At 46.2% G+C, this 24,911-nt stretch carries 16 protein-coding genes, 7 tRNA genes, 1 rRNA gene and 4 pseudogenes; 27 read left to right on the top strand and 1 reads right to left on the bottom strand.

The window, feature by feature from the left end; translation table 11 throughout:
* The 14 genes and pseudogenes from DXA93_RS08900 to trhA form a co-directional block, all read left to right on the top strand.
* A 23S ribosomal RNA gene (locus DXA93_RS08900) occupies positions 1–213 on the top strand; the annotation flags it as partial.
* 122 nt (positions 214–335) lie between these two features.
* A tRNA-Asp gene (locus DXA93_RS08895) sits at positions 336–409 on the top strand.
* 27 nt (positions 410–436) lie between these two features.
* Positions 437–509: transfer RNA gene (locus DXA93_RS08890), tRNA-Val, on the top strand.
* Positions 510–518: 9 nt separating this feature from the next.
* Positions 519–600, top strand: a tRNA-Tyr gene (locus DXA93_RS08885).
* 19 nt (positions 601–619) lie between these two features.
* A tRNA-Thr gene (locus tag DXA93_RS08880) sits at positions 620–692 on the top strand.
* 33 nt (positions 693–725) lie between these two features.
* Positions 726–798: transfer RNA gene (locus DXA93_RS08875), tRNA-OTHER, on the top strand.
* Positions 799–804: 6 nt separating this feature from the next.
* Positions 805–877 (top strand) — tRNA-Phe (locus DXA93_RS08870).
* Between the two features lie 8 nt (positions 878–885).
* Positions 886–958: transfer RNA gene (locus DXA93_RS08865), tRNA-Lys, on the top strand.
* Positions 959–1,125: 167 nt separating this feature from the next.
* On the top strand, positions 1,126–2,181 hold the full coding sequence (locus DXA93_RS08860) for a D-alanyl-D-alanine carboxypeptidase family protein (protein ID WP_117762164.1): 1,056 nt from the start codon (positions 1,126–1,128) through the stop codon (positions 2,179–2,181).
* A 321-nt stretch (positions 2,182–2,502) separates the two neighbouring features.
* Positions 2,503–3,456 (top strand): peptidoglycan DD-metalloendopeptidase family protein, encoded by a 954-nt coding sequence (locus DXA93_RS08855; protein WP_117762165.1) that lies wholly within the window; start codon positions 2,503–2,505, stop codon positions 3,454–3,456.
* A gap of 342 nt (positions 3,457–3,798) precedes the next feature.
* Positions 3,799–4,733, top strand: a pseudogene (gene manA, locus DXA93_RS08850) (mannose-6-phosphate isomerase, class I).
* A gap of 17 nt (positions 4,734–4,750) precedes the next feature.
* Positions 4,751–5,625: pseudogene (locus tag DXA93_RS08845) on the top strand (ROK family protein).
* A complete protein-coding gene (locus DXA93_RS08840; protein ID WP_022461219.1) occupies positions 5,606–5,884 on the top strand; it encodes a GIY-YIG nuclease family protein in 279 nt (92 codons plus the stop codon). The pseudogene DXA93_RS08845 and the gene DXA93_RS08840 overlap by 20 nt, the downstream one beginning before the upstream one ends.
* Positions 5,885–6,108: 224 nt before the next feature.
* On the top strand, positions 6,109–6,783 hold the full coding sequence (gene trhA / locus DXA93_RS08835; protein ID WP_118640817.1) for a PAQR family membrane homeostasis protein TrhA: 675 nt from the start codon (positions 6,109–6,111) through the stop codon (positions 6,781–6,783).
* Between the two features lie 134 nt (positions 6,784–6,917).
* Here trhA and DXA93_RS08830 read toward each other — a convergent pair whose 3' ends face one another.
* Entirely contained in the window at positions 6,918–7,829 is a 912-nt protein-coding gene (locus tag DXA93_RS08830) for a S1 RNA-binding domain-containing protein (protein ID WP_119208097.1), read from the bottom strand.
* 381 nt (positions 7,830–8,210) lie between these two features.
* Between DXA93_RS08830 and DXA93_RS08825 the strand changes: the two genes are divergently transcribed.
* The 13 genes and pseudogenes from DXA93_RS08825 to DXA93_RS20900 all read left to right on the top strand — a co-directional run bounded on the left by DXA93_RS08825 (position 8,211) and on the right by DXA93_RS20900 (position 24,770).
* Positions 8,211–9,866 carry a putative manganese-dependent inorganic diphosphatase gene (locus tag DXA93_RS08825; RefSeq protein ID WP_117510673.1) on the top strand — a complete coding sequence of 552 codons (1,656 nt, stop codon included), beginning with the start codon at positions 8,211–8,213 and terminating at the stop codon, positions 9,864–9,866.
* Positions 9,867–9,970: 104 nt separating this feature from the next.
* Entirely contained in the window at positions 9,971–10,570 is a 600-nt protein-coding gene (locus DXA93_RS08820) for a flavin reductase family protein (RefSeq protein WP_117510675.1), read from the top strand.
* Positions 10,571–10,919: 349 nt separating this feature from the next.
* Positions 10,920–12,253, top strand: a pseudogene (gene gdhA / locus DXA93_RS08815) (NADP-specific glutamate dehydrogenase).
* A gap of 430 nt (positions 12,254–12,683) precedes the next feature.
* Entirely contained in the window at positions 12,684–13,037 is a 354-nt protein-coding gene (locus DXA93_RS08810; RefSeq protein ID WP_055220310.1) for an Hpt domain-containing protein, read from the top strand.
* A 287-nt stretch (positions 13,038–13,324) separates the two neighbouring features.
* Positions 13,325–14,770 carry a uracil-xanthine permease family protein gene (locus DXA93_RS08805; RefSeq protein ID WP_117762173.1) on the top strand — a complete coding sequence of 482 codons (1,446 nt, stop codon included), beginning with the start codon at positions 13,325–13,327 and terminating at the stop codon, positions 14,768–14,770.
* Between the two features lie 476 nt (positions 14,771–15,246).
* The gene (locus DXA93_RS08795) at positions 15,247–17,091 is read left to right on the top strand and encodes an extracellular solute-binding protein (RefSeq protein WP_117510680.1); all 1,845 of its coding nucleotides are present in this window, start codon (positions 15,247–15,249) and stop codon (positions 17,089–17,091) included.
* A gap of 89 nt (positions 17,092–17,180) precedes the next feature.
* The gene (locus DXA93_RS08790; RefSeq protein WP_238033680.1) at positions 17,181–18,092 is read left to right on the top strand and encodes an ABC transporter permease; all 912 of its coding nucleotides are present in this window, start codon (positions 17,181–17,183) and stop codon (positions 18,090–18,092) included.
* A gap of 14 nt (positions 18,093–18,106) precedes the next feature.
* Positions 18,107–18,994, top strand: a complete 888-nt coding sequence (locus DXA93_RS08785; RefSeq protein ID WP_117510684.1) for a carbohydrate ABC transporter permease — start codon at positions 18,107–18,109, stop codon at positions 18,992–18,994.
* A 142-nt stretch (positions 18,995–19,136) separates the two neighbouring features.
* Positions 19,137–20,156, top strand: coding sequence for a sugar kinase (locus tag DXA93_RS08780; protein ID WP_117510686.1), 1,020 nt, complete (start codon positions 19,137–19,139; stop codon positions 20,154–20,156).
* A gap of 52 nt (positions 20,157–20,208) precedes the next feature.
* Positions 20,209–20,712, top strand: a complete 504-nt coding sequence (locus tag DXA93_RS08775; protein WP_117510688.1) for a shikimate kinase — start codon at positions 20,209–20,211, stop codon at positions 20,710–20,712.
* Between the two features lie 337 nt (positions 20,713–21,049).
* Positions 21,050–22,339, top strand: coding sequence for a UDP-N-acetylglucosamine 1-carboxyvinyltransferase (locus DXA93_RS08770; protein WP_117510690.1), 1,290 nt, complete (start codon positions 21,050–21,052; stop codon positions 22,337–22,339).
* 240 nt (positions 22,340–22,579) lie between these two features.
* A pseudogene (locus tag DXA93_RS08765) lies at positions 22,580–24,317 on the top strand (TIM-barrel domain-containing protein); the annotation flags it as partial.
* Positions 24,312–24,770, top strand: a complete 459-nt coding sequence (locus tag DXA93_RS20900; protein ID WP_442857946.1) for a hypothetical protein — start codon at positions 24,312–24,314, stop codon at positions 24,768–24,770. The pseudogene DXA93_RS08765 and the gene DXA93_RS20900, both read left to right, overlap by 6 nt.
* The last annotated feature ends 141 nt before the right edge of the window (positions 24,771–24,911 follow it).

The following is a 24,911-nucleotide window of genomic DNA, read 5'->3' as shown; positions in this document are numbered from 1 at the left end:
GGTGTACCGGTTGAACCGCCAGGTTCACGGCCGGGTAGCCAAGTCGGGAAGGGATAAACGCTGAAGGCATCTAAGCGTGAAGCCCCCCTCAAGATGAGATATCCCATTCGAAAGAAGTAAGACCCCTTGAAGACGACGAGGTAGATAGGGCAGGGGTGGAAGTGCCGTAAGGCATGGAGCTGACTGTTACTAATCGGTCGAGGGCTTGACCTGAAATGCAAAACAAAAGTTTTGCAGAAAATGGTTGTGTTCGGAAAGAAAGTATGGTATGATGTATAGGTGTTAAGTGTATGCGGTTTTGAAGGTATATCAAATATCTTCAAAATAGTTATTGTGGCCCGGTGGCTCAGCTGGTTAGAGCGCCGCCCTGTCACGGCGGAGGTCGTCGGTTCGATCCCGATCCGGGTCGCTTTTCATAACTAAATATCTGAAAAATGGGATCTTAGCTCAGCTGGGAGAGCATCTGCCTTACAAGCAGAGGGTCACAGGTTCGAGCCCTGTAGGTCCCATTCTTTTATGGGTGGTTTCCCGAGTGGCCAAAGGGGACAGACTGTAAATCTGCTGCAAATTGCTTCGGTGGTTCGAATCCACCACCACCCACTTGCCAATCAGGCAATCGGCCGATGTGGCTCAATTGGCAGAGCAGCTGATTTGTAATCAGCAGGTTATCGGTTCGAGTCCGATCATCGGCTTTACTTGAGAAATCAAGTACAAAAATAGGATATCGCGGGATGGAGCAGTCTGGAAGCTCGTCGGGCTCATAACCGAAGGTCGTAGGTTCAAATCCTACTCCCGCAATTTTATGCCTAGTTAGCTCAGTTGGTAGAGCAGAGGACTGAAAATCCTCGTGTCTCTGGTTCGATTCCGGAACTAGGCATATTTTACGGAGCATTAGCTCAGTCGGTAGAGCACTTGACTTTTAATCAAGTTGTCCGGGGTTCGAATCCCCGATGCTTCACTATGTGGAACCCTTTCGAGGGTTCTTTTTTTTGTTCTGCATATCCCAAATTGGTCCGGTGGACCAATTTTGATTATGTTTATCTTAAGGTTACGGCGAAAATCTTGCAAAAGAGCAGGAAATGTACTATGCTTTGAAAGAATAAAAAAGAACGGAGGAATCTGTTTATGGCACAAAAAAAGAAAAACAAAAGACGAAGACGCCAGTTTCAGCAGAAAGTGATTTTAAGTGTTCTGCTTGTTATCATTATCGGATTGATTGGCGTGCTTGGATATCAGATGCAGAAGAACGAGAAAAAACAGACGGATGGAAACGCAAGTGCATCCTCTTCGGTTTCGTCATCCTCTCTTGCTGGGGACAGTTCAGAGCCGATATCGGATTCCAGCCCGGAGGAGGAGATTACACCGATGCCTGAGCCGGTACAGCAGATTTCGTCAGATGGTCTGAACAGTCAGCATGCCCTGCTGGTGCGGGAAAGCGATCTGGCTGAGATGATGAATCTGGGCGGAGATGAGAGAATTTATCCGGCGTCGATGACAAAGATTATGACAGCGCTGCTTACCATTGAAAATCTTCCGGATCTGAACGAGACGATTACGGTTCCGGAGGACATCTTCGAGGAACTGACGGCACAGGATGCGTCGGTAGCGGGATTTAATCCGTACGAACAGCCGACGGTTCGTGATCTTCTCTATGGTGTGCTGCTGCCATCCGGCGCAGATGCATGTGAGACATTGGCGAGAGCAGTCGGCGGATCGGAAGAAGGTTTTGTGGCCATGATGAACCAGAAAGCAGAAGAACTGGGACTTACCAATACGCATTTTGAGAACTGCACGGGACTACATAACGACAACCATTATTCTACCTGCCGTGATATTGCGGTGCTGATGAGTGAGTGTCTGAAGAGTGATACGTTTCGCGAGATCGTGACGAGGGAGGTTTACACAACGGAGGCTACCGCATCACACCCGGAGGGAATTACGCTGTATGATACGATGCTCCACCGGTTTACCAGCTATGAGATGAGTACGACACTGGAGAACGGGGCAGTCATTGAAGGCGGAAAGACCGGATTTACCGATGAGGCGGGTCAGTGCCTGGTCAGCTTTGCAGAATATGGAGGCGAAGAGTACATACTTGTTACGGCAGAGGCCATGACGGATTCGGGATCTGCGGTGGACAGCATCGCGGATGCGAGTACGGTGTATGGAAGATTACAGTAAATACAGGTGAAAGCGAGAGCTGGAAACGGGAGAAAATTCCCGGTTCCGGCTCTTTTTTTTTACGTGAAGCAAGTCGAGAAAATAAGGTGTGGATAACATTGGGGATGTTTTGCACGGAATGCGCAGAAAAGAATTATGTTTTCCACAAAAGAAAGAAGCGCAGGGGAAAAATTGTGGATAACGGAAAGGAAAAATCCAGTTTTTGTGTATAGATCGCGCCGGATGGGAAATACTGCTTACTGTAGAAAAGCAGGAGGAGAGCGAGAAATCGAAAAACGCCTCTGAAATGCTTAAAAAGATATCAGCAGAGGTGGTAAGAATATGAAAAGAGACAAGTTGAGAATCGGCGTGATCACAGCGGCACTGGCAATGATGATTGCAGGCGGAGTGCTGACCTGGCAGCAGGATGCGAGAAACGGTAAGGCAGATCAGGCGAAACAGGGAGAGACGGCACAGCTTACAGAGGACGAAAGCACCGGAACTACAGAACAGCAGACGGAGGAGACGGCGGGAGATGCAGACGGAACGCGTGCCGTACAGGATCAGGCAGATGATGTGGAAAACAGTCTGGAACAGGTGCCGGAAATGGAAGCGGCGTGTGAAGAAGAGGCGGCGGGAAATCCAGAAGCAGATGCAGAGACGGCTCAGAATACACCGGAAGAATCAGATGGGAATACAGAAAGACAGGACGCGCAGGCGGTAAACGGAACAGCGGCGGATCAGAACGGAGAAACAGGATCAGGAGAAACAGCGGCGAATGAAGAAACGAGTGCAGCATCCGGAACTGTGGATTCTGCAGAAAATCAGGAAACGGCAGTTGAGACAGCAGGGGCTGCACAGGATCTGATGTTCAGCGAAGCGACAATCATGGAACTGCCGGTTACTGGAACAGTTCTGATTCCGTATAACATGGAAAATACCGTTTATTTCCCGACACTGGATCTTTACCAGTGCAATCCAGGCGTTGTTTTCTCGGCGGCAGAAGGAACTCCGGTTCTGGCGGCAGCGGACGGAGAAGTTGTGAGTGTGGAAAATGATGCAAGAACCGGCCTCACCGTCACCATGAATCTTGGAAATGGATACGAAGCCATCTACGGACAGCTCACAGACGTTTCCCTCGAGGCAGGCCAGAAAGTTCAGAAAGCAGCACGGATCGGAGCAGTTGCAGCACCGACGAAATATTATGTAAAAGAGGGAAGCAATCTTTTCTTTGAGATGAAAAAAGATGGAAAAGCCATTGATCCTATGGTATATCTCCCGGCAATTTCGGAATAAAAAAGAGGACCTGCACGAAATGGGATGCGGGAAAGTATTATAAAGTGTAGGATTCGCAATCGAATCTTTTTTACAGGTTTTGAATACAAAAAAGGCGGCGCAGACCGCGGATGGTAAAATACCGTTTTTCGATTGCTTTTTATAAAAAAGGCTGGCTGAAAACAGTCAGCTTTACATATAACAAACAGGATTGTTTTGATATAGAAAAAGGGTGGAATAAAAGGAAAGTAACCGGTTACAGAAAATGTGAAAGTTTGTCATTTTAGGGGTTTCGTTTTTGAATGTTATCGGTTAAAATAGATGTAGTGGACAGATCCTGAAAACAAGGAGGATTAGAAAAATATGGAGCTTTTATTTATGGACCGGTGTTCAAAGAAGCAATCTGGGGTGGAACAAAGTTAAGAGACGTATTTGATTACGAAATTCCGAGCGATACAACCGGCGAGTGCTGGGCGATCAGCGGACATGCCAACGGAATGAGCCATGTGGCAGGCGGAAGATTTGATGGAAAAACATTAGGTGAGCTCTGGAAAGAGGAGCCGGAAATTTTCGGAAATTACCCGGGAAGCCAGGTTCCGCTGCTGATCAAGATCATTGATGCAAAAAATGATCTGAGCATCCAGGTTCATCCAGATGATGCTTATGCAGGAGAGCATGAGAATGGATCTCTTGGAAAGACCGAGTGCTGGTACGTGCTGGACTGCGAACCGGGTACAGAAATTGTTATCGGACACAATGCAAAAGACAAGGCAGAAGTGGAGAAAATGATCCGCAATCATGAGTGGAGCGATTTCATCCGCAAAGTGCCGGTACATAAGGGAGATTTCTTCCAGATCAATCCGGGATGCGTACATGCCATCAAAGGCGGCACACTGATTCTGGAGACACAGCAGAGCAGCGATATCACCTATCGTGTATACGATTATGACAGACTGCAGAACGGCAAACCGAGACAGCTTCATGTAGAGCAGAGTATCGATGTTATCGAGGCTCCGTTTAAACCGGCAGATATCGATACCTTTACAGAGGAAATCCCGGGCGCGGTACATACCCATTTTGTAACATGCAAGTTCTACTCTGTAGATAAATACGACATCGACGGTGTATTCACCTTAGATGCGAAAAAATATTATACTAATGTAAGTGTAATCGCCGGAGAGGGTACTGTAAACGGTATTCCGGTTAAGAAAGGTACTCACTTTATTATACCGGCTAATTTTAATGGATGCAGATTTGAAGGAAAACTTTCTGTAATCTGCTCAAATCCAGAAGCATAAGAGAGGAGAAAAACACAATGAGACTTGGAGCATTAGAAGCAGGCGGAACAAAGATGGTCTGCGCAATTGGAAACGCAAATGGAGAAATTTATGAGAGAATTTCTATCCCGACCGAGACACCGGAAATTACCGTTCCGAAAATGATTGAGTATTTCAAAGAGAAGGACATTCAGGCACTGGGAATCGGTTGCTTTGGACCGATCGACCTGAACAGAAAATCCGAAACATATGGTTACATTACCACAACTCCCAAATTAGCATGGAAGAACTACAACATCGTAGGCGCTTTCGCAGATGCACTGGACATCCCGGTTGGATTTGATACCGATGTAAACGGTTCTGCACTGGGTGAGGCTACCTGGGGAATCACAAAAGGTCTGGACAACAGCATTTACATCACCATCGGAACGGGCGTTGGAATGGGAATTATTTCCAATGGCAAGCTGTTGCACGGCATGCTTCATCCGGAAGGCGGACACGTTCTGCTGACCAGACATCCGAAAGATACTTACGGCGGAAAATGCCCGTATCACAGCAACTGCCTGGAAGGCCTTGCTGCAGGTCCTGCCATTGAAGCACGGCTGGACAAAAAGGTATTGAGCTGGCAGACAAAAAAGAGGTATGGGAGCTTGAGGCTTACTATATCGGACAGGCACTTGTAGACTGCATCATGCTGCTCTCCCCGCAGAGAATCGTTTTGGGCGGAGGCGTTATGCATCAGGAGCATATGATGCCGCTCGTAAGAGAAGAAGTAAAGAAACAGCTGAACGGATATCTTGTAACAAAAGAACTTGAGGATCTCGACAGCTACATTGTACTTCCAAGCCTGAACGACAATCAGGGTATCATGGGTGCGCTGAAACTGGCTGTAGATGAGCTGGCAATGCAGTAAGGTGCAGGAACATCCGAAAAATTTCACTTACATCGTGGAATGCAGCGATGGAACACTTTACACCGGCTGGACCAACAATCTTGAGCACCGCGTTGAGACACACAATGTGGGAAAAGGTGCCAAATACACCAAAAGCCGGAGACCGGTAAAACTGGTGTATTTTGAAACGTATTCCTCCAAAGAAGAGGCGATGCGGCGGGAGTGGGAGATTAAACAGCTTTCGCGGACAGAGAAATGGAAGCTGATCAAGGCGAAATAAGAATCAAAAACAGACTTTTCGAACAGACACAACAATGTGTGGATGCGGAAAGTCTGTTTTTTTGTGAAAATGTGTCGAACGATTCCGGAAGAAACCAGATATTTTGACTTGCAAAATAATTTCATCCTGTTATAATAAAAGAAACGGCAACAAGTAGTAATAAAAACTATGTGATACAGTAATTGAAATAAAACAGCGTTTCTGACAGGAAAGGAGTGGGCAGAATGAAGTATATCAGAAAAAATGGAATCAAGGATCCTGGCAGTGCGATTACACATGGGACTGCGCTGATCCTAGCGGTGGTGGGAACGCTGCCGTTGCTTTTGAAGGCGGCGCGGGAGCCGGATCATCTGCATGTGGTCGCAATGGCAGTGTTTATGCTGAGTATGATTTTGCTGTATCTGGCGAGCACCGTGTATCACACGTTTGATGTAAACGGGAAGGTGAACCGTCGACTGAAAAAGTTTGATCATATGATGATTTCAGTGCTGATTGCGGGAAGCTACACACCGATCTGCCTGATTGCACTGCATGGACGGACGGGAATTGCACTCTGTGCACTGGTGTGGGCGGCAGCGATTGGCGGGATTCTCGTCAAGGCATTCTGGATCAACTGTCCGAAGTGGTTTTCTTCGGTGCTGTATATCGCAATGGGCTGGCTGTGCGTTCTGGCGTTTCATCCGCTGTTTCTGGCCCTCTCGCGGCCGGCGTTTGGATGGCTGCTGGCCGGCGGAATTATTTATACAGTCGGCGGGGTGATTTACTCCTTAAAAATGCCGGTGTTTAATGCAAAACATAAAAAGTTCGGAACACATGAAATTTTCCATCTGTTTGTGATGGGTGGAAGCTTCTGTCATTTTATTGTGATGTACTATTTTGTGGCGGCGATGCCGGTATAAAATAACAGTGGCGGCTGTACCGGGAAAGAAAAATCCGGTACAGCCGCTGCTTTATGTTTACGTGTCATGGGGGTAAAATCTGTGATGCTGCAAAACCCCTGGAAAATGCTGTTATAACAACGTGAACAGTCACTTTAGTTCAGTTTAATATTTTTAAACAGCGATTCCAGTGTCGTTGTCACTTCCTCTGTCTCCGGGAGTTCGATGGTTTCTTCCTGAATTTCTTCGGCGGCAACGTCGTCGAGTGCCTTCATGGAGAGACTGAGTTTGCCGTCTTTGATGGCAATGACTTTTACTTTGACTTTATCGCCGACTGCCAGAATTGCGGATGGATGTTTGATTCGTTTGGCGCAGATCTGGGAGATGTGGACGAGGCCGGAGAGGCCGTTTCCGAGGCTGATGAAGGCGCCGTATGGCTGCAGGCTCTCAACGGTTCCTTCGGTGACGAGGCCGACTTCTACGTTGGAGATTTTCTCTTTGCGCTCTTCGTCTGCTTTCTCGCGGAGAATTTCGCGGGCGGAGAGGATCAGGCGGTCTTTTTCTTTGTCGAGGTCAAAAACCTGTACCTGAATGTCTTTGTTTAAGTATTCATTCAGATCTTCCACGTAGTTCAGGGAGAGTTTGGAAGCCGGGATGAAGCCGCGGATTCCTTCGACGTAAGCGATAACACCGGCGTTTACGATTCCTTTGACTTTTACATCCAGTACGGTTTTCTCTTCTTTGTACTGTGCGAGTTTTTCCCATGCGAGGATATCGTTTGCCTCTGCGCGGGAGAGAAGAATGTTGCCGTGGCCGTCGTCTTTGCGGATCACGGTTGCGGTGATTTCGTCACCGACCTGAACAGCGTCTTTTAAGGAGAAGCCAGGCTCGTTGCTGAAGTCCTCGGCGCGGATGACGCCCTCTGCGTAGTATTTCAGATCGAGAATCACCTCTTTTTCATCTACGGAGATGACGGTTCCGGTGAGCATGTCGCCTTCCTCAATTTTTTTGAAGGAAGCTTCCAGCTCTGCGGAGAAGTCATCCATGGTTAATTTTTCTTCTGACATAATGAAACACCCCTTTTTCGTAAGAATAACAGGAAAACGAGAGGAAAATTGTGGATTTATGAAAAAATCGGGTTCAATTTTGCACGTTTTTCTATCTGCGTTTATCTTAACATAAAAGATTTTCTTTGACCAGATGAAAAAAGGATGGTAATATGTGTGTAGTCGTTACCAAAATTACTGAGACGCGCACTTGCTGCGCGGCTGCAGGAGAAAGTGATTCAGGTGGCCGCCCGGAACTTCGCGGAGCGAATTTGCATGTGCAGGGCGGCGGTTACTGGTCACGAAGTGAGCAGTAACTGTAGTCGTTACAAAAAAAAGAAGTAAAACTACCGGGACGAACTTACTGTATACCACAAACATACAGAAGGGAGGAGTACTATTATGAAATCAAATTCAAGAGTTTATGTAATTGGACATAAAAATCCGGATACGGATTCGATCTGTTCGGCGATTGCCTATGCGGATATCAAAAACAGAACGGATAAAACAAAAACCTACGTGGCACGCCGTGCCGGTCAGATCAATGAGGAGACCGAGTATGTACTGAAGCGCTTTGGGGTGCGTGCGCCGGGCTACCTGCCGAATGCGGGAACGCAGGTAAAGGAAATTGAGATTCACGAGGTGCCGAGCGTGCCGGGTACGATTTCCGTGAAAAAAGCGTATTCCATGATGAAAAACAACAATGTAGTCACACTGCCGATTACTTCGCCGGACAATGATCTGCAGGGCGTGATCACGGTCAGTGATATCGCGGAATCCTATATGGATTCTTATGACAGCCATGTCATGTCACTGGCAAGGACGCAATACCGCAGTATCGCGGATACGCTGGACGGATCTGTCATTGTCGGAAATGAGCATGGATATTTTATCCGCGGAAAAGTCGTTGTCGGCGCATTCCATCCGGATACGATGGAGAACTACATCGAAAAAGATGACCTTGTCATTCTCGGAAACCGTGCGGAGGACCAGCTCTGTGCAATCGAGATGGATGCAAGCTGCATTATCGTCGGACTTGGCGCAAAGGTGACGAAAACGATTCAGAAATTTGCAGAGGAAAAATGCTGTGTGATCATCAGCAGTCCGCATGACACGTATACGATTGCGCGTCTGATTAACCAGAGTATTCCGGTCAAATATCTGATGCGCAGAAGCAATCTGATCACGTTCAACACCGAAGATTTCCTCGATGATATCAAAGAAGTTATGAAAAATCAGAGACACCGCGATTTCCCGATTCTGAACAAGAAAGGAAAATATGTGGGAACGATTTCCCGTCGGAACCTGATCGGAAATGCAGGAAAGAAACTGATTCTCGTCGATCACAATGAGGAATCACAGGCGGTCGATAACGTCAAAGAGGCGGAGATTCTCGAGATCATCGACCATCATCGTCTGGGATCACTTGAGACGATGGCGCCGGTTATGTTCCGCAATGAGCCGGTGGGCTGCACGGGAACGATTATGTATGAAATTTATAAGGAAAAAGAGCTGGAGATCGCGCCGAACATCGCAGGACTGCTCTGCGCAGCCATCATTTCCGATACGCTGATGTTCCGGTCGCCGACGTGTACGTTTCTTGACAAAGCGGCAGCAGAGGCACTGGCGGACATTGCAGGCATCAGCATTCCGGAGTTTGCATCCGAAATGTTCCGTGCAGGAAGCAACCTGAAAGATAAATCACCGGAAGAAATTTTCTACCAGGATTTCAAAAAATTCATCATGGGAGATGTTACGTTTGGTGTCGGCCAGATTACATCCCTCGATGCGGGCGAGCTGGAATCCATCAAGGAACAGCTTCTGCCGCAGATGGAAAGCGAGTGCGGAAAACACGGCATCGAGATGGTATTCTTTATGCTGACCAATATTATAGAAGAATCTACAGAGCTTCTGTATTATGGAAGCGGGGCAAAGGAAGTCATCGAAAAAGCTTTTGAAGATCTTCCGGTCAACGAGGTCAGCTGCGAGCTGAAGGGTGTTGTGTCGAGAAAGAAACAGCTGATTCCGGCATTTATGATGGCGCTGCAGAATCAGTAAAAACAGAAAAAATAAAAAAGCGTGGTTCCGGGCCTGAAAACAGATCCGGGGCACGCTTTTTTCGGTCATAAAAGGGTGAAAAAGAGGAAAGGAAAGAAATAAGAATGGGAAAACAGACATGGAAAGCGGGAAATATGCTGTATCCGCTGCCGGCGGTCATGGTGTCGGTGCGCGGAAAGAACGGGGAGGACAACATCATCACCGTTGCCTGGGCCGGCACGGTGTGTACGAATCCTCCGATGGTATCGATCTCGGTGCGGCCGGAACGCTACAGCTATCAGATGATCAAAGAGAGCGGTGCGTTCGTCATCAACCTGACGACGGAGGACCTCTGCTATGCGACCGACTACTGCGGCGTGCGCTCGGGAAGAGATGTGGATAAGTTCAAAGAGATGAAACTGACGAAAGTCGAGGCGGAGGAGATTTCCGCACCGATGATCGGGGAGTCGCCGGTTAATATCGAGTGTAAAGTGGAGCAGGTGCTCGAACTGGGCTCGCATCACATGTTTCTTGCAAAAGTTGTGGCTGTCCATGCGGATGAGGCATACATGGATGAGCGCGGCCGCTTCGATCTGAACCGCGCGAAACCGATTGTGTATTCCCACGGAGAGTACTTTGGAATCGGGAAAAAGCAGGGAACCTTTGGCTGGAGCGTGAAGAAAAAATCGAAAACACCTAATATAAAAACAAAAAACCGCAGCTAATCTTTATTTTCTAAAGAATCAGCACGCGAAATTTTATAGTACTTTCGGTAAAAATATACAAAATCGACAAAAATACTGGGTAAATATTAGAAAACGCTACAAAATCATGATTTATTAGGAATTTTTTGCGTGAAATATTGCAAAAACCGGATATTTTATGCTATAATATCAACCAATCGTTGACCTTATAAAATTAAGTGATCCGGAGGACGGGAGAATCCACCGGAGACGCGAGAGAGTGCGGAAATGATTTTCTCCACGCTTTAAGGCTGATGAGAACCGCAGATGGATCTTTTAAAGAAATCTTTCTGCACTACATTAAGGGAGAAATTTCAAGGAGGAAACTAACATGTCATACGTAGATGAGGTTATTGAGTCCGTAGTTGCAAAAAACCCAGCTGAGCCGGAATTCCATCAGGCAGTCAAAGAGGTTCTGGAATCTCTTCGCCCTGTTATTGAAGCAAACGAGGAAAAATACAGAAAAGTCGCTCTTCTGGAGAGAATGGTAGAGCCAGAGCGTCAGATCAAATTCCGTGTGCCGTGGGTAGACGATAAAGGACAGGCTCATGTAAACACCGGATATCGTGTACAGTTTAGCAGTGCAATCGGACCTTACAAAGGAGGAATCCGTCTGCATCCTTCTGTAAATATTGGTATTATCAAATTCCTGGGATTCGAGCAGGTATTCAAAAACTCACTGACCAGCCTTCCGATCGGCGGAGGTAAAGGTGGTTCTGACTTCGATCCGAAAGGAAAATCTGACAGAGAGATCATGCATTCTGCCAGAGCTTTATGACAGAGCTTTGCAAATATATCGGCGCAGACACCGACGTACCGGCTGGTGACATCGGAACAGGCGCAAGAGAGATCGGCTTCATGTTCGGACAGTACAAGAGAATCCGCGGCGTATACGAAGGCGTTCTGACTGGTAAAGGTTTAAGCTACGGCGGATCTTTAGCAAGAACAGAGGCTACCGGATACGGACTGCTGTACCTGACCCAGGAGCTGCTGAAACTGAACGGCATCGACATCGCAGGCAAGACCGCTTGTGTATCCGGTTCCGGAAACGTTGCAATCTATGCAATCGAGAAAGCTACTCAGCTTGGTGTGAAAGTTCTCACCTGCTCTGACTCCAACGGATGGGTTTACGATCCAGACGGAATCGATGTAGCTGCATTAAAAGAGATCAAAGAAGTAAATCGTGCCCGTCTGACCGAGTACAAGAAATATCGTCCAAACTCTGAGTACCACGAAGGACGCGGCGTATGGGTTGTAAAAGCAGACCTTGCTCTTCCTTGCGCAACTCAGAACGAGCTGCTGCTTGAGGATGCAAAAGCACTTGTTGAGAACGGATGCACTGCAGTATGCGAGGGCGCTAACATGCCTACTACTCTGGAAGCAACCAAATATCTGCAGGAGCACGGCGTAATCTTCGCACCTGGAAAAGCTGCAAATGCAGGTGGTGTTGCAACATCCGCACTCGAGATGTCCCAGAACTCCGAGCGTCTGTCCTGGACCTTCGATGAAGTTGATGCAAAACTGAAAAATATCATGATCAACATCACACACAACATGGTTGATGCTGCAAAACGTTACGGCCATGAGGGCGACTATGTTATGGGCGCTAACATCGCAGGCTTTGAGAAAGTAGCTGACGCTATGATGGCTCAGGGAATCTGCTAATCTGATTTTGAGAAATCCAAAGGGATCTCCGGTTAAGACCGGGGGTCCCTTTTTGCATAAAAGATAGAAGAAACACAGAAAAATAACGAAAATTACAGTGTACAAAAAACATTACATTTTGCAACGAGACTAGACAGAAGAAATAGACTTTCACGCGGTACCGTGTGAATAAAACGACAGAATATGCGAGTAAGTTGTATTATTATGCATGAATGCAATATACAGGTAAGATAAAAACGTAAGAAAAACGTAAGAAAAAAGATGTTTTATGTTCAGAAATAGAGCGTATAGTAAACAAAAATAATGCAAAAATAATGAAAAGCAGAAGTTGACAAGAGCTTGCGTGAGAAATATAATTATTTATGTATTGATAAAGAACTTGTTTGCATTAATATGTAATGAATTTGCATACAGGGAAGAGGAAGAGAAGATGACATTAAAAGATTGCTACATGCAGATGGGAGCAGATTACGAGGAAACCGTTCAGCGGCTTCGCAGTGAATCTCTAATTCAGCGGATCATTTTAAAATTTCCGCAGGATCCGAGCTATCAGGAGCTTTGCCAGGCACTGGCGGACGGAAATATTGAGGTTGCATTCCGTGCAGCTCATACATTAAAAGGCGTGTGCCAGAATCTTGGTTTTAAAAATCTGTACGAGCCAAGCGCCGAGCTGACCGAGCGGTTAAGACCGCTGCAGGAGACCGAGACGGATGATCTGATGCAGAAGGTGACGGAAGAATATAACCGCACCGTAAAAGCGATTGAGGATTTCCAGAACGCTTAAATTGAAGGAAGAAAACAAGGAGGCATTGATCTGTGAGATGAGGAACACAGACCGGTGTCTCCTTTTTATGGAATTCTGTACAAGATGCGGGTTGACGGGAAAAAAGAAACATGATAATCTTTTTACATAAAAGCACAGCTTATGAAGAAGACTTGTTTAAAAAGAAAAACTTATAAGTATCTATAAGAAAAAACAAGGACGCTTTGCCGGAAAAATTCCGGCTGTGCAGGGCATATTCCATACCGAAAGGCAAGGCAGCCCAAATCTACAAAAGCAGGAGAAAAGCAATGAAAAAAGAAAAAAGTTCAGCTATGGGAACCCCGTACACCTTTGAAGGACGGATTCCGCTGAAGCAGGCGATTCCGCTTGGATTGCAGCATGTAATGGCGATGTTCGTAGGAAACCTCACCCCGCTTCTGATCATCATGGGAGCGTGCGGTCTGACGGCGGATGCGGGCTACGGTGCACTTCGTACGGCTCTTTTGCAGAATGCAATGACAGTAGCCGGTATTGTAACACTGGTACAGATGTTTTCGATTGGACCGATCGGCGGTAAAGTGCCGATTGTTATGGGTACATCTTCTGGATTCCTCGGCGTATTCAAGAGCGTGACAGCCGTGCTGGGACAGGGCGCGCTGACGTACGGCGCTATCCTTGGTGCGACAATTGTCGGCGGTCTGTTTGAGGGCGTGCTTGGCGTCTGTTTAAAGCCGCTTCGTAAATTTTTCCCGTCGGTTGTTACCGGCTGCGTCGTTATGGCGATCGGTCTTTCGCTGATTCCGGTTGGAATCAATTATCTCTGCGGCGGTTCCGGAACGAACGATTACGGTTCCATACAGAACCTGTTCCTTGGCATGGTCGTTCTGATTGTAACGCTGGCACTGAAGCACTTTACAAATCCGAAGGGAATCTTAAGTACGGCTTCAATTCTGATCGGTATTTTAGTCGGCTACGTGGTAGCTATTATTATGACCATGGTTCTGCCGCATACCGGAACGGCGGTTCTTGAGGATGGAAGCACTGTTTCCTATACATATTCCTGGGTTGTCAATTTCCAGCAGGTAAAAGATGCGTCCTGGTTCGCGCTCCCTGGTATTGCAGGCTTTGGAAAACTGGCTGAGGTAAAACCAGTCTTCCGTGTGGAGGCAATTCTCCCGGTAGCGATCATGTTCATCGTAACAACCGTTGAGACGGTCGGCGATATCTGCGCCTGCGTAGAGAGCGGTATGGACCGCGAGGCAACCGATTCTGAGCTTTCCGGCGGTATCATCTGCGACGGTCTCGGATCCAGCTTTGCAGCAGCACTTGGCGTTCTCCCGAATACTTCTTTTGCACAGAACGTCGGCATTATTTCGATGACAAAAATCGTAAACCGTATGGCACTTTCCTGCGGAGCCATTTTCCTGATCCTCTGCGGACTCTGCCCGAAGATTGCAGCATTTGTATCCATTATGCCGCAGTCCGTACTCGGCGGTGCAGCCGTTATGATGTTTGCGTCAATTCTGGTTTCCGGTATCCAGCTCATCACAAAAGAGCCGATTACGAGCCGTGAGATCACGATCGTTTCTGTTGCACTGGGTCTTGGCTACGGCCTTGGTTCCACAGCGGGAGCAACTTCTGAGCTTCCTTATTATATCCAGCTGATTTTCGGCGGCTCCGGTATTGTTCCGGCAGCTGTTGCGGCGATTGTACTGAATATTATTATTCCAAAAGAGAAGAAAAAAGCAGAATAAAGAACAAAAAAAGAAAAAGAACCTCTTATGTTTCCGGAAAGAAGTATTTCCGGGGAGAGATAAGAGGTTCTTTTTTATTGTGCTGCCCGGCATTCGGAGGGAACTGCCGGTAGAAGGCTCTGCAGGTAAAATGTCTGAAAATACGAGGAATATACAAAATGACGGAAAAAGCACAAAAAATCCGTCAATAGATAAAAGAATAACGAAAAAGAAAAAGTCAAGATTGACTATAAATTTTAAAATAGTGTACAAAATCGACAATATGAATTAAAAAAACGAAATAAATTGTGAAAAATACATAAAAAATGCTTGTCAAAACGGGTGGAAGAGAGGTATAATCATTGCATAAAAAGTGTGACGAAAATGTGAAAGTTTTAGGCAAAACGTATGATTAAAAACAATGGATTCTTCGTAAGCCTGGACAAAAGCAACAACGGAGCACGCAAAAAGAACGTAAATCACAAGGAGGACACCAAATGAAAAAGAAAGTAATTTCTGCATTACTGGCAAGCACCATGATCGTAAGCCTGGTAGCATGTGGCAGCACTGGAGGAGACAGTTCTGACACAAACAGCAAGAGCAGCGGCACAACAGCATCAAGTACGGCAGGCGGCGATGAAGCAAAGGATACCTCATCGGACAGCGGCTCCGGCGATGCAGCAGGTTCTGGTGACTGGGTTGCAGCAGCTGATGAAGCAGATGATGCAGTACCGGGTGAAAATGACGATCGTGCGTTTGCAAAATTTGATCATGTCGTAGAAGTACATTATGGATATCAGATCGACCCGAAGGATACCACACTTCCGGACGGCGATTCCGTAGATAACAACCAGTACACCAGATACCTTCTGGATAACTACAACATCAAAGTTGTCTGCGACTGGACTGCAGGTAATGCATCTGACTTCCAGCAGAAAGTATCTCTGGCAATCGCATCTGCTTCCCTTCCGGATGCAGTCGTTGCACCAACCCGTAACTACCTGGTACAGGCAGCAAGAGCAGATCTTCTTGCAGACCTCTGGCCGGAGTTCAACCAGTACGCATCCAAACAGGTAAAAGAAATCATCGAGACTACCGAAGGACGTGCGATCAACAATGCAACCGTAGACGGAACCTTCTGTGCACTGCCAAACATATCGGTAGATACCGATGGTGTTTACCTGTACTTTATCCGTCAGGACTGGCTGGATCAGTTAGGACTGGAAGTTCCGAAGACCGTAGATGAACTCGGCGAAGTAGCTCAGAAATTTAAAGACGCAGGTCTCAGCCCGGATTATGCAATCGCAGGTATTGATAACGGCGGAAGAACCTACTCCAACTTCCTGAACTCCTCCAACAACGGATACGGTTTCGATGCTGTATATCAGGCATTCAATGCAACACCGGGGTATTTTCTGAAAGATGATTCCGGCGAACTGTACTGGGGAACTACAACAGATGAAATGAAAGAAGCCCTTACCACCTTACATGACTGGTATGAAAAAGGCCTCATCAACCCGGAGGTTGGAACCACAACCAACGGCGACAATGCAAACAATGTTAAGAACGGAACCTGCGGTATCTTCATGGGACCATGGTGGAGCCTTGGATACGGAAACCCGGATTCCTTCCGTAACGATAACAATGCAAACTGGCAGGCATATCCGCTGTACACCAAAGACGGTGAGTGGAATATTCATATGAAAGACGTTGGAACCACTTATACTATGGTAAACAAAAACGCATCGGATGATGTGAAGAAAGCCATTGTTATCATGAACAACGTACTCGTTCGTGATGAGTCTACCTTCGATACTTCTGTAGCAATCGGCTGGTATCCGCTGCGTAACACCATGGCAGCTACTGACGAGTGCGAGTATGAGTATGATGCACTGATGGGAATCATCAAAGGCGAAGCAAGCGCAGATGATTATCAGCAGGGCGGAAGCAAATTCAACGGTCTGTACAAGAACCTGGCAAACGATGCCGCAACTCTGAAAGACGTTATCTCTGAGGACTATGACGGATCCAGAGATCTGACAGTAACCGATATGGATGTCAACACCAACAACGGACAGTTCAACAGATTCTATGCACTGCTGATTGGTGATCGTCCATACGCAACACTTGAGCCGGATCACAAGATCTATTCTGAACTGTACTACACCATCGACGGAATGGATACCTACTGGACCCAGATTTCTGACCTGGAAGACAAGAGTATCCTTCAGTTCATCACTGGTGCGAAGAGCCTTGACGAGTGGGATCAGTTCTGCACCGACTGGCATGTACAGGGTGGTGATCAGATCCTTGAGCTGGTAAAAGATTACCTGGCTGAGTAACTAATGTAAATGTATGATGTGGAGGGTGGGGTACAGGAAAGCCTGTACCCCACTACTTTAAAAAAATGACATCAAAGGAGGAGCTTGCCGTGAAGAAGAAAAAAGGCCATCTCGGGCTGTCAAATTCCTTTCACTATACGTTAATGGTTCTGCCGGGTTATATCTGGCTGTTTATGTTTTCTATCGTTCCGATGGTTGGTATTGTAATGGCATTCCAGGATTACAATCCGAGCAAAGGATGGTTCGGCTCTCCGTGGGTAGGTTTGAAATGGTTTAAATACCTGACCGTTATCCCGGATGCAAAACGGGCACTTGTCAATACTCTGATTATTGCAATCGCAAAGGTTATCCTGAATATCATCATTCCGCTGGTGTTCGCACTGCTGCTGAATGAGGTAAAGAATATGAAGTTCAAAAAGACGGTTCAGACGATCGTATATCTGCCGCACTTCGTATCCTGGGTTATCCTTGCAAACATCATCACCAATATCCTTGGCGCAAACGGAATTTTCAACACGGTCCGCAGCGCAATGGGTGCAACGGATACCGTTCTTCCGATGACCATGCCTGGCATCTTCCGTCAGTTACTGATCGGAACTGATGTATGGAAAGAGTTCGGTTACAACGCAGTTATTTATCTTGCAGCGCTGACCGGCATCAGCCCGAGCCTTTACGAGGCAGCTGCAATCGACGGCGCAAGCCGCTGGAAACGTGTATGGCACATCACCATCCCGGGACTGGTTCCGACCATCGTTCTTCTGACCACACTGGCAATGGGCAACGTTCTGAATGCAGGTTTCGACCAGGTATTCAACATGTACAACCAGCTGGTTATTGAAACTGGTGATATCATCGATACATACGTATACCGTATTGGTATTACAAACATGCAGTTCTCGCTGGCTACTGCAGCAGGTCTCTTTAAATCTGTTGTCAGCTTCGTGCTGGTTGTTACTTCTTATGTTTGTGCTTACAAGTTTGCTGATTACAAGATTTTCTAAGGAGGGCAGAAATTATGATAGAAAGCAAGAGTTTTGGCAGCAAAGCGTTTAAAGTCATAAATGCTATCATCCTGATTCTCCTGGCATTCAGCTGTTTTTATCCGTTATGGTATACGTTCTGCGTATCTATTTCTTCAAAAGCAGCCGCTGAGGGCGGTCTTGTAACGATTTACCCGATCGGATCAAACGTAAAATCCTACAGCCTGATTATGGGTGATTCCGCATTCTGGAATTCCTTCTGGATTTCCATCAAGCGAGTTGTGATTGGAACCATATGGACCATGGTTGTCCTGATTATGATGTCCTATCCGCTGGCAAAGAGCAAAACAGAGTACAAACCGAGAAACGTCCTGATGTGGATCCTGGTATTCTGTATGCTGTTCAATGGTGGTACCATTCCGTGGTTCATCACCGTTAAAAATTATGGTATGATCGATACGATGGCAGCACTGGTTCTGGCTGGTTCTGTTCCGGTATTCAACGTACTCCTGATGATGAACTTCTTCCGCGGCATCCCGGGAGACCTCGAGGAGGCAGCCCGTGTAGACGGCGCCGGCCCGTGGCGTATCCTGTGGCAGATTGTAGTTCCGTGTTCCAAACCGGTTATCGCAACCATCGTCCTGTTTACATCCGTTGGTTACTGGAACGAGTATTTCCAGGGCCTGGTATTAATGAACAAAGAGACGAACTATCCGTTACAGACCTACATCCGTCAGATCTCCGTTCAGATCCCGGTAGGCGTAACCCTGACTGCAGAGCAGTATCAGCAGTTAGCACAGAACTCCAACAAATCACTGGAGGCAGCAAAGGTATTTATCGCCCTTGTTCCTATGCTGATTGTATATCCGTTCCTGCAGAAATACTTCGTAACCGGTATTACACTGGGAGCAGTAAAAGAATAAGAGAAAACGCAGAAAAAGCGGCTTCTGAATCGAAACAGGAAGCCGCTTTTTTGCGCTTTTTTTCTTGCGTCCGGGGAGAAAACAGCGTAAGATAAAAAGGTATTGAGGTGAAAAACAAAATGTTTCTGGAGGGGATTTTATCATGAAAATACTTACATTCGGAGAACTGATGCTGCGTTTAAAAACACCGGAGCATCTGAAAATACTGCAGGCAGATACCTTTGAAGCCAGTTACGGCGGCGCGGAGGCGAACGTCGCAGTTTCTCTGGCAACACTCGGGAACGATGTTTCCTACGTGACAAAAGTGCCGGAGCACCAGGTCGGACAGGCGGCCATCAATGAAATCCGCCGGTTCGGTGTGGATACGACCCGTGTTCTGCGGGGCGGCGGCCGCGTCGGTATTTACTATTTTGAAAAGGGAACCAACATCCGACCGACGAGCGTGGTTTATGACCGCGCCTACAGCGCGATCGCGATGGCAGAAGCGGAGGAGTTTGACTGGGAAAAACTGCTCGAGGGCGTGGATCTCTTTTATTTCTCCGGTATCACGCCGGCCATCAGCTGCGAGATCGAAAAGACGCTGGAGAGCGCTCTTATGCTCTGCAAAGAGAAAAAAATTCAGGTGGTATGTGATCTCAACTACCGCGGAAAAATGTGGTCAGCAAAGGACGCACAGCGCGTCATGCGCCGTCTGATGTCTTACGTGGATGTCTGCATTGCAAATGATGAGGACTTTGAATCATCGCTTGGCATTCCGGCGTATGATGGAGATATGTCGCGCGGCATTGAACAGATCGAGTCTTACAAAGAGGGCATGCTGGAAATTCAGAAACAGTTCCCGAACTGTAAAGCAGTTGCGAGCGTGCTGCGCAATCTCTACACCGTGGAGGACGGCGACTGGATGGGAATTTACCTGAAAGACGGAAAATTCTATGAGAGCCCGGTTCACAAAGTACACAGCTTTGAGGCAGTCGGAGCCGGTGATGCGTTTGGTGCAGGACTGATTCACGCGATGGCGCATGATTTTGCGCCGCAGAGAACCATCGATTTTGCGATTTCCGCAAGCGTCTTAAAGCTGATGATTCAGCACGATGCCAACGTGGTCAGCGAAAAAGAGATTGAGCAGATCATGAAGCAGGGCGGAACAAATCTGCAGAGATAGAGGAAACAAAAAGATTCCGAGAGTACATACAGGACAGCAGGAGGAATAAAACTTGAAGAAACGGAATATTATATTAATAGGAATGCCGGGAGCCGGCAAAAGCAGCGTTGGCGTTATACTTGCAAAGGCTTTGGGGTATGAGTTTATTGATACGGATCTTGTGATTCAGCATCGGGAGAAACGTCTTCTGCGCGAGATTATTGCCGATGAGGGAAATGAAGGCTTTCTTGCGATTGAGAATGAGGTCAATGCGACTCTGGAAGCCGATGAAAGCGTCATTGCACCGGGCGGCAGCGCCATTTACGGAAAAGAGGCGATGGAGCATTTTAAAGAAATTGGAACCATCGTTTACCTGAAGCTGTCGTATGAGGATCTGGCGAAACGTCTCGGAAACCTGAAGGGACGCGGCGTCGTGCTGAAAGAGGGCCAGACGCTGAAGGATCTCTACGATGAGAGAAGTAAATTATATGAGCAGTATGCCGAGATTACAGTTGACGAGAGCGGAAGGGATATCCAGGGCACGATCCTGGCGCTCCGCGAGCAGATCGGCATGTAAAACAGAATTGGTGGAATATTCAGGGAAATTTTGAAAACATACGATTATATCATAATAAGGGAAATGTTCTGATAGTTAGAAATTACATATAACGTTTCTCTGAATATTCCTGACCGGAAACGATGGAAAAAGACGGAAATAGCACAGAATGTATTAAAATTGATTTACAAAGTATTAGATTTGAGTTAAGATAAGGGGAGACTGAAAAATAACTGCGGGGAGCAGTGCGTTTCAGCGTATCTGGAGTGTGTAAAAAAACAGGAAAAAGACTTTGATTCGTTAGATATTGGATAAAACACACTCGTTAAGTATGAGAAAGAAAATTTGAGGTGAATATATGGAACAGTATGTCATCAGAGGTGGAAATCCTCTTGTGGGCGAAGTGGAAATCGGGGGAGCAAAAAACGCGGCGCTTGCAATTCTTACGGCAGCAACGATGACCGATGAGACGGTCCTGATCGAAAACCTGCCGGATGTCAGTGATATTAATGTACTTCTGGAAGCAATCGCAGAGATCGGAGCCACCGTGGACCGCATCGACCGCCATACCGTGCGGATCAATGCAGCAACCATCGGAGATCTGAGCGTTGATTATGAATATATCAAAAAAATCCGTGCGTCTTATTATCTTTTAGGCGCGCTGCTTGGAAAATACAAAAGAGCGGAAGTTCCGCTTCCGGGCGGATGTAACATTGGAAGCCGTCCGATCGACCAGCATTTAAAGGGATTCCGCGCACTCGGTGCTGAGGTAAGCATCCGTCATGGCGCAATCGTGGCAAGTGCGGCAGATCTGCATGGAAGCCACATTTTCCTGGATATGGTTTCCGTTGGAGCCACCATCAACATCATGATGGCAGCTTCGATGGCAAGAGGAAATACAACGATTGAGAATGCAGCGAAAGAGCCGCACGTTGTCGATGTGGCGAACTTCCTGAACAGCATGGGAGCAAACATCAAAGGAGCAGGAACCGATGTGATCCGGATCAAGGGTGTCGATACCCTGCACGGAACCAGCTATGCGGTCGTACCGGATATGATCGAGGCAGGTACGTATATGTTTGCAGCAGCAGCTACAAAGGGCGATGTGCTGATTAAAAACGTGATTCCAAAGCATCTGGAAGCAACAACCGCAAAGCTCGAGGAGATTGGCTGCGACGTAGAAGAGTTTGACGATTCCATCCGTGTGAGCGCAAGCAAACGTCTGGGCAGAACACACGTAAAGACACAGCCGTATCCGGGTTACCCGACCGATATGCAGCCGCAGATTGCGGTTACACTGGCACTGGCAAACGGTACGAGTATTGTAACAGAGAGTATTTTTGAAAATCGTTTTAAATATGCGGATGAGCTGGCACGTATGGGCGCCTGTATTAAAGTAGAAGGCAACACGGCGATCATTGACGGCGTAGAAAAATTTACCGGAGCAGAGGTTTCCGCACCGGATCTTCGCGCCGGAGCAGCACTTGTTATTGCAGGTCTTGCAGCAGAGGGTGTTACCGTGGTGGATGATATTGTATACATTCTGCGCGGATACGAGGACTTCGACGGAAAGCTCCGTGGACTCGGCGCTGAAATTGAGCGTGTGAATAATGCAAAGGACATCCAGAAATTCCGGTTAAGAGCGTAAAAACAGTATAAAACAAATGTTGACAAAAAGGACGGTCCAATAAAAGGTACCGTTCTTTTATTTTACTTTATTGCGAAAAAATTGGCTTAAATTTTACTACTATTATTTTCAAAGCTGAGGCGGTCAGTATTGGTAAAAAAAGATATTTAAAAATATACAAATTTATGATATGTTGAATACGAAAACGTTACCGATTATACATTTTGACTAAAAATAATAAAAACCAGAGAGGGACAATATATGTCTAATAAAGCAGAAACACAATATAATCCACAATGTGGGGAGCGAAGAACAATTTTTTCAGATGAGTATGATTTTCTCACAAAAATTGAATCAGTGTGTGCCAAAGAAGATGGAATACATTTTTTGGTACGTACATGGAAAGACCGTATAGCCACAGTTCGTATTACATTTTTGACACCATCGGTATTCAGATTTGTGATGGTGCCGGAGATGACTGCAAAAAGCCACAGACAGACGGTAGTCGAAGATGTACCTGAATCGGAGTTTGAAACAAAAAATGCAGAATTTACAGAAAATGAAGATCTGTATATATATGAAACAAATCAGTTAAGTCTTCATTTTTCAAAAAACTACTGGGAAATGTCCATCTATCAGAATGGAAAATTATTGACGAAAGAACAGGCTTTTGACACTAATGTCGATAACCGGTGGAAACAGCTTCCAACAGGATTTAGAGTAGATGCATCTGGAAAAAGTATAGCCTCATTTGAGCAGTTTGTATTATTCTCCGATGAGCAATTTTGGGGATTTGGAGAGAAGTTTACACATTTTAATAAACGTGGACAAAGAATAGAGTGTTGGCAAAAAGATGCATTGTCTACTAATACGGAGGATTCATATAAAAGTCATCCGTATTTTACAAGCAGCCGGGGATATTCCGTATTGTTAAATACATTTACGCGTTCATCATTTGATATGGGTGCTTCATCATGGATCAGTTATCAGATGGGCAGTGACGATCCTATTCTGGATTATATTTTCCTGGCAGAAGAAAGCAAAGACTATAAGAAGCTGTTGCAGCAGTATTTGCAGATTACAGGGCAGATACCTATGATTCCACAGTGGGCTTTTGGTTTCTGGATGTCAAAATGCTCTTATATGAGCCGTAAAGAAGTCGAGGATGTTGTTGCTGATGCTGAAAAATTTGGAATAGGTATCGATGTAATTCATATCGATGGCTGGCAGAGGCAGGATATGTCTGGTGTATGGGAATGGGATACAGAACGTTTCCCTGAACCGGAAGAAATGATTAAAGAATTAAATAAAAAGAACATACATTTAAGTCTTTGGAATTATCCGTACTTGCAGGAAGATTCGCCGGCATTTAAGGAACTGGCAGAACGTGGATTTTTTATAAAAATAAAGAAGGGCATCCTGCAATGTTTAAAGCGACTGCAGATTCAGAGCTTTTGTGTGCTTGCTTTGATTTCACAAATCCGGAATTTCTGGCATGGTATGAGGAACGTGTGAAAAAAATCGTCAGAATGGGTGTATCAGTGATAAAAACAGATTTCTCTGAAGCAGTACCTGAAGATGTTGTATTTTACAATGGCATGAGCGGGCGAGAAGGACATAATCTTCTGACGTATCTGTATGCAAAAAATATTTACACATGGATGAAAGAAATTTGCGACGAACGTGGGGAATTGCCAATGCTTTGGGGACGCAGTGGTATGTGGGTTCTCATACGATCCCGGCAGCATGGGCAGGAGATTCTTCCAGTGATAAAGCAAGTCACAGTGCAATCCTTCAGGCCGGACTTGGGATGGCTATGTCTGGTGTATCTTTCTGGGGTTATGATCTTGGCGGATTTTATAACACAGGTTATATCGGAAATGAGGAACGTCCGAATATAGAAGATTACCTTTCCTCTGTGCAGATGGGATTGTGGATGCCATTATCCAGAGCGCACGGTAAAACACCGCGGGAACCATGGCAGTATGGAGATATGGCATTAAAAGAAGTAAAAAAATGGATTAACTTCAGACATCGACTTGTGCCATATTTTTATCACACCGCCTGCCAGAGTCATCAGTCTGGTATTCCAATGATTCGTCCGCTTGTGATGGAATATCCGAAAGATCCAATCGCAAAGACACAGAATCTGTCTTATATGCTTGGTGATGCATTGCTTATTTCACCCGGATTTGACAGAGATGAATATGAACTGTATCTTCCGGAAGGCCGGTGGCAGGATATTGAAAGTAAAGAAGTATATGAGGGAATGACATTTGTTCATATAGAAAACAAAGCTTTTGCTGATGGTGGTACATCTCTTCGGGTTTTCCAGAAGGAAGGAACAAGTATACCGTTGTTTGCTCAAAAAGAAGTATTGCATGTGCCTGCACAACTATGGAAACAGGAAGATCTTGAATTTATGACATTTCAAAAAAAAGATGTTGATTAGCTATTGTGCACAAAATAGATGCATAAGAATGTGAAAAATGGATAAAAAGAAAAAAGCTGAAATCATAAGAACTGACTTGACAAAAGAGATTTATCTGTGCTATATTCAACTACAGTTGTAGTGTGTAACTCGATTTTTGGA

Source organism: Blautia sp. OF09-25XD (assembly GCF_003482095.1).
GTDB classification, from domain to species: domain Bacteria; phylum Bacillota; class Clostridia; order Lachnospirales; family Lachnospiraceae; genus Fusicatenibacter; species Fusicatenibacter saccharivorans.
The sequence above is the reverse complement of the archived record's forward strand: the minus strand, read 5'-3'. Positions and strand labels throughout refer to the sequence as shown.

What these genes read in the sequence shown, in the direction of transcription:
- DXA93_RS08840 (WP_022461219.1), top strand. Translation starts at nt 5,606, where the DNA reads ATGAGCTGGCAATGCAGTAAGGTGCAGGAACATCCGAAAAATTTCACT.
- DXA93_RS20900 (WP_442857946.1), top strand. Translation starts at nt 24,312, where the DNA reads ATGGCATTAAAAGAAGTAAAAAAATGGATTAACTTCAGACATCGACTT.
- DXA93_RS08860 (WP_117762164.1), top strand. Translation starts at nt 1,126, where the DNA reads ATGGCACAAAAAAAGAAAAACAAAAGACGAAGACGCCAGTTTCAGCAG.
- DXA93_RS08820 (WP_117510675.1), top strand. Translation starts at nt 9,971, where the DNA reads ATGGGAAAACAGACATGGAAAGCGGGAAATATGCTGTATCCGCTGCCG.
- DXA93_RS08770 (WP_117510690.1), top strand. Translation starts at nt 21,050, where the DNA reads ATGGAACAGTATGTCATCAGAGGTGGAAATCCTCTTGTGGGCGAAGTG.
- DXA93_RS08855 (WP_117762165.1), top strand. Translation starts at nt 2,503, where the DNA reads ATGAAAAGAGACAAGTTGAGAATCGGCGTGATCACAGCGGCACTGGCA.
- DXA93_RS08830 (WP_119208097.1), bottom strand. Translation starts at nt 7,829, where the DNA reads ATGTCAGAAGAAAAATTAACCATGGATGACTTCTCCGCAGAGCTGGAA.
- DXA93_RS08795 (WP_117510680.1), top strand. Translation starts at nt 15,247, where the DNA reads ATGAAAAAGAAAGTAATTTCTGCATTACTGGCAAGCACCATGATCGTA.
- DXA93_RS08780 (WP_117510686.1), top strand. Translation starts at nt 19,137, where the DNA reads ATGAAAATACTTACATTCGGAGAACTGATGCTGCGTTTAAAAACACCG.
- trhA (WP_118640817.1), top strand. Translation starts at nt 6,109, where the DNA reads ATGAAGTATATCAGAAAAAATGGAATCAAGGATCCTGGCAGTGCGATT.
- DXA93_RS08785 (WP_117510684.1), top strand. Translation starts at nt 18,107, where the DNA reads ATGATAGAAAGCAAGAGTTTTGGCAGCAAAGCGTTTAAAGTCATAAAT.
- DXA93_RS08805 (WP_117762173.1), top strand. Translation starts at nt 13,325, where the DNA reads ATGAAAAAAGAAAAAAGTTCAGCTATGGGAACCCCGTACACCTTTGAA.
- DXA93_RS08810 (WP_055220310.1), top strand. Translation starts at nt 12,684, where the DNA reads ATGACATTAAAAGATTGCTACATGCAGATGGGAGCAGATTACGAGGAA.
- DXA93_RS08825 (WP_117510673.1), top strand. Translation starts at nt 8,211, where the DNA reads ATGAAATCAAATTCAAGAGTTTATGTAATTGGACATAAAAATCCGGAT.